8 protein-coding genes are annotated in these 5,002 nt (G+C 64.6%); all 8 read left to right on the top strand.

Going from position 1 to position 5,002, the window contains the following annotated elements:
• Window positions 1-5: 5 nt before the first annotated feature.
• On the top strand, window positions 6-131 hold the full coding sequence (locus tag PSV05_RS05065; protein WP_300062448.1) for a DUF2285 domain-containing protein: 126 nt from the start codon (window positions 6-8) through the stop codon (window positions 129-131).
• A gap of 119 nt (window positions 132-250) precedes the next feature.
• Window positions 251-547 (top strand): helix-turn-helix domain-containing protein, encoded by a 297-nt coding sequence (locus tag PSV05_RS05060; RefSeq protein ID WP_300062445.1) that lies wholly within the window; start codon window positions 251-253, stop codon window positions 545-547.
• Window positions 548-569: 22 nt separating this feature from the next.
• Window positions 570-1,451 (top strand): replication initiator protein A, encoded by an 882-nt coding sequence (locus PSV05_RS05055; RefSeq protein ID WP_300062442.1) that lies wholly within the window; start codon window positions 570-572, stop codon window positions 1,449-1,451.
• Between the two features lie 205 nt (window positions 1,452-1,656).
• Window positions 1,657-2,295, top strand: a complete 639-nt coding sequence (gene parA / locus PSV05_RS05050) for a ParA family partition ATPase (protein ID WP_300062439.1) — start codon at window positions 1,657-1,659, stop codon at window positions 2,293-2,295.
• Window positions 2,292-2,537, top strand: coding sequence for a chromosome partitioning protein ParB (locus PSV05_RS05045; protein WP_300062436.1), 246 nt, complete (start codon window positions 2,292-2,294; stop codon window positions 2,535-2,537). Before parA ends, PSV05_RS05045 begins: the two co-directional genes overlap by 4 nt.
• Window positions 2,534-3,067, top strand: coding sequence for a DUF2840 domain-containing protein (locus PSV05_RS05040; protein ID WP_300062433.1), 534 nt, complete (start codon window positions 2,534-2,536; stop codon window positions 3,065-3,067). Before PSV05_RS05045 ends, PSV05_RS05040 begins: the two co-directional genes overlap by 4 nt.
• Window positions 3,064-3,582 carry a S26 family signal peptidase gene (locus tag PSV05_RS05035; RefSeq protein ID WP_300062430.1) on the top strand — a complete coding sequence of 173 codons (519 nt, stop codon included), beginning with the start codon at window positions 3,064-3,066 and terminating at the stop codon, window positions 3,580-3,582. Before PSV05_RS05040 ends, PSV05_RS05035 begins: the two co-directional genes overlap by 4 nt.
• 318 nt (window positions 3,583-3,900) lie before the next feature.
• A partial coding sequence (locus tag PSV05_RS05030) for a DUF3363 domain-containing protein (protein ID WP_300062427.1) occupies window positions 3,901-5,002 on the top strand: 1,102 nt, incomplete at its 3' end.

Genomic DNA, 5,002 nt, shown 5'->3' with positions numbered 1-5,002 from the left:
CCGAAGTGTTGTTCGGCATCACCGTCGTTACGGAGCATTGGTACGACGACGGCGATCTGCGCGCCCAGGTCCGCCGCATGATCCGGCGCGGACAAACGCTCATGGATGGTGGATACCACCGCCTACTCTAACTCGGCAAGTGTGCACAGGGACGTTCACGCGGCGACGCAAAACGTCCCTGCACAGAACGCCTGACTTTCCGGAGACTGCTTCCATCCGGCGGCGATTGCTTCGTCGGCGATCTTGACCGATGGAGGCCCATGCCCTGAGACCCGAACCGCTACCGCAACACTACGTACCCGCAGCCACACCCACCGCCCCCCAGCAGCCAGCGCGTTACCTGACCAACGACGAAGCCGCCGCGTTCCTGCGGCTGTCGCCGCGCACGCTGGAAAAGCAGCGCGTCATCGGCGGCGGGCCGCGCTTCCGCAAGTTTGGTCGGCGCGTGATGTACGCCGTCGTCGACCTCGAAACCTGGGCCGATGCGCGCAGCTTTGAGATGACGTCCGACCCCGAATACGCCGCTCGCCATTCTGGCGCGCGCTGATCGGCGATGGACACCGTCACCAATGGCCATCGGGCACGACCCGCAGCGCGAGCAGCTCGAACTGTTCCATGCCTTCTCCGGCGAGCTGCCAGCGCGCGATGCACAAGACCTGATGGCCTACCCGTTCTTTTCGCTGGCCAAGAGCAAGCGCACGGTGCCGATCGACTTCCGCACCAGCAGCGTGACCGTGCGTGTCGAAGGCACGGCCGAACATGGCCTGGCGACGATATGGGATGCCGACATCCTGATCTGGGCAGCCAGCCAGATCGTCGAAGCGCGCGATGCGGGGATGCGTTCGTCGCGGCTCATGGCGGCCACACCCTACGAAATACTGCGCTTCATCGGTCGCGGCACGTCGCTGCGCGACTACCAGCGCCTCAAGGCGGCGCTGGATCGCTTGCAGTCCACCAGCATCGCCACATCCATTCGCCAACCCAATGCGCGGCGCCTGCATCGCTTCTCGTGGATCAACGAATGGAAGGAACGTGCGGACGGCCAAGGCCGGCCGCTGGGCATCGAGCTGATCCTGCCGGACTGGTTCTATGCCGGAGTGTTCGAAGAAAGCCTGGTGCTGACTATCGACGCCAACTACTTCCGCCTGACCGGCGGTATCGAGCGCTGGCTGTACCGCCTGGTACGCAAGCACGGTGGCTGGCAACGCGAAGGCTGGCGCTTCGATTTCCCGCACCTGCACCGCAAGTCTGGGAGTATGGCGCGCTTCACCGACTTCGCCTACGACCTGCGTTGCATCGTAGCCCGGCAACCCTTGCCGGGCTACACGCTCGCCGTCCTGCGGCCCAGGCACGGGCCGGAGGTGCTGACCTTCCGCGCCGTGCCGTCCACGGCACCGTTGCGGCCCGGCGGCAGCTTCAGTGCCAGCGCAATACCTGTGGACAAACGGTGAATACGCTCGTGCTATCGGGAGTGGAAATCCTCGTGCTATCAGGCGCAGGCCTGTCGTGCTATCAGGCGCAGGAATCGGCTGCAAAGCCTTGTGCGGCGCGGGTTTCTGCGCTGTCTAACTTAAGTTCTAACTTTGAATCTATAAAACTAACGATAAGAAGCACCCTCGCGCTGTGGATAAACCAGCTCGATGCGAGGCACGCGCCATGATCATTGCGCTGCTCAACCAGAAAGGCGGAGTCGGCAAGACGACGCTTGCCACCCACATCGCCGGTGAGCTGGCGATGCAAGGCAGCGCAGTGATCCTGATCGATGCCGATCCCCAAGGTTCGGCACTCGATTGGACGCAGCGGCGCAGCCAGAACAGTTTGCCCAGGTTGTTCGGTGCGGTCGGTCTGGCCAGGGAAACGCTGCATCAGGAAGCATCAGATCTCGCCAAGCGCTGCGATCACATCGTGATCGATGGTCCGCCCCGGATCGCCGCCCTCGCGCGCTCCGCGCTGCTCGCGGCGGACCTGGTACTGATTCCCGTGCAACCCAGTCCCTACGACGTGTGGGCCAGCGCCGAGATGGTGTCGCTGATCCGCGAAGCGCAAGTGTTCCGGCCGACGCTGCGCGCGGCCTTCGTCATCAACCGGCGTATCAGCACCACGGTGATCGGGCGCGAGGCACGCGGTGCGCTCGCCGATCAACCGCTGCCCTCGCTACTGTCGGAGGTTCGGCAACGCATCGTTTTCGCCGACAGCGTGGCCGGCGGCCGACTCGCCCGCGAACTCGACGCAAACAGCATCGCTGCACGCGAGATCGCAGCACTCGCCGATGAAGTGTTGAGGATGGCGCGATGAAGAACAACAAACGGGTTGCCATTGGTGCGCGTCCGCCTGCCAACCCGCATGCCGATGCATGGGTGCGCCACGGTGATGGCGCGGACATCGGAAAAACCGATCTCTATAGCGCCCGGCTGACCATCGACGTGACCCCGGCGCTGCGCGCCCGCATCAAGATTGAAGCCTTCACACGCGGCATCACGGTCGCCGAGATGCTGCGTGCGCTGCTGGAACATGAATTCCCGGAGAAGCCGCAATGAACGCAGTCCAACAGACCGCTAGTGAGAGCTTGTCCACACCACATCCCGTGCTATCGAGCGTCACGAACAACACGCCGCTGACGCGCGTTTCGCTGGCGTTCGTCGAACGTCGGATCAACCTCTACCTGCGCTTCGGTCATCCGGTGCGCGAGCTGCGCCTGGACCGCTGGCGGCGCAGCGCGATCTTCACACCAGCGGCTGTGTTCTGCCGCGTGCGATGGGAGTCAAACGACTACGGTACGACGCGCTGGCAGCTCATGGTGCTGCAAGCCGGTACGCCACTCAATGCGGTGCAGCGCATTGCCGGCATCCAGCCGGGCGCGCGCCTGGTGCTGTGCGCAGAGGGTGAGCGGCAGGTGCAGTCGGTCTTGCCACAGATCGACGCCATAGAAGCAATGGGCATCGATCCGGTAGCGGTGTCGCCCGCGTACTGGCGCACGTTGAGCAACCGGCTTTCCGCCCGCATGCCGCTGCCGGCTTATACAGTCGAACGGCATGCCGCTTACCTCGCAGGCGGGGTGCTGCGATGAGCGCCCGTCGCGTTGCAGTCGCGCTGCTCACCAGCCTCGGCATCGCTGCGCTTGCCTGGCCGTCGCTGCATAGCTCGGTGGCGCGCATCGTCTACAACCCCAGCGACAGCGTGCCGCCTGGCTGGTATCGCATCGGCCCGCCTGAATCGCTGCGAGTCGGCAGCATCGTGCTCGCCCGGCTTCCGGCAGACACCGCCGCGCTGGCTGCGCAGCGTGGCTACCTGCCTGAGCACATCCCGCTGCTCAAGCGCATCGGCGCGATTTCACCACAGCAGGTGTGCATCGAAAAGCACATTGTTCGCATCGACGGCATGGCGGTAACCAGCGTCCATGCAACTGATGGCCGTGGCCGTCCACTGTCGGCATGGCAACAATGCCGGCGGCTTCACGATGGTGAGCTGTTCCTGCTCAGTGCGAGCAATCCGGCATCGTTTGACAGCCGGTACTTCGGTCCCATAGCTGTCTCCGCCGTGATCGGCAGCGCGCAGCCTTTATGGACGTGGGGCACGCCATGAACGTGCAGCGCTGCATACCGTTCTTCTTGCAGTCTCGCTGCACATCGTTTGCACCACGGCCTGCGGCTGCGGTGCGTCACCCGTGCAGACAATCGCAGCCTGACCGTCGGAGCCGGTCGCGTCAGCGATCGGGAAAGGCGGAGGGCAAGATAAAAGGGGCGGCACGTACCTTGCCGCAATGTCAGTCTGCACGTGGGTTGGGCACGGCACGACGGCTTACAGCCGGCGTGCCGTCGTGGAGCGCAAAGCCGGATGGGTTCAAGGTTTCCCGCGTGCCATCTTTGATGCGGTATGCCAACCTACGATGGAGCTTGTGCCATGGCCTCGCGTGACGAGGATCGCTTGCGCATCAAGCCGGGGGCACCTAAACGCCCGGATGGATCGCAAAGCGGCCAGCGCGCGCAGCGCTTTGTCTCGCAAGTCCTGAAGCAGGTCTCGAAGGCCGGTGCGAAGACCTCGGGTGCGCGCGATGCGCGTCCCGCATCGACCTTCGGACGGGGCCGCGTGGCCTCTCGCCTAGCGGGCCGCACGCTTCAAACCGACGCGCGACGCGTGATCATCAAGTCTCGTTTTGTGGTGCTGAAGAAGGCTGGCGCGAATGCCGTATCGACGCACCTGCGCTACATCGAGCGCGATGGCGTGACGCGTGATGGACAGCGTGGCCAAGCCTATGGAGCGGAGACCGACTCCGCTGACCTGAAGGCCTTTGAGGAGCGCGGCAAGGGTGACCGCCACCAGTTCCGTTTCATCGTCTCGGTGGAGGATGCCGAGGAGCTGGAAGACCTGCGCGGTTACACGCGCGAGTTCATGCAGCGCATGAGCACCGACCTGGAAACCCGGCTGGACTGGGTGGCTGTCGATCACTGGGATACGGACAACCCGCACACGCACATCGTGCTGCGCGGGCGCGCCGGGGATGGTAGAGGAAAGGGTCAAGACCTGGTGATTGCGCCGGACTATATGGCGCACGGCATGCGCATGCGCGCCAGCGAACTGGCAACCGAATGGCTGGGGCCGCGCACCGAACTGGATATTCGGCAAGGGCAGCTACGGGAAGTCGAGCAGGAGCGGCTGACGAGCCTGGACCGGACGCTGTTGCGGCAGGCCAGTGCGGATATCGTGGACCTGACCCAGCAGCCTAACGACCGGCAGCGCCAAACCGTTCTGCGCGCCCGGTTGCAGCGGCTGGAGGCGATGGAGCTGGCCGGGCGCATCGACGCGAACCACTGGCGGCTTTCTCCGCGCATGCAACAGACTTTGACCACCATGGGCGAGCGCGGCGACATCCTGCGCACGATGCAACGGGCCATGAGCGGCGCGCGGCGCGAGTTCGTCGTGTTCGTACCGGCCGAAAACGCAGGGCACGTTGTCGTCCGGGTGGCCGCCAAAGGCATGGCGGACGAATTGCCTGACCGCGGCT

The sequence above is a fragment of the Thermomonas sp. genome (assembly GCF_029945965.1).
In the GTDB taxonomy this organism is placed as follows: Bacteria; Pseudomonadota; Gammaproteobacteria; order Xanthomonadales; family Xanthomonadaceae; genus Thermomonas.
This window is presented reverse-complemented; position numbering and strand designations above follow the sequence as displayed.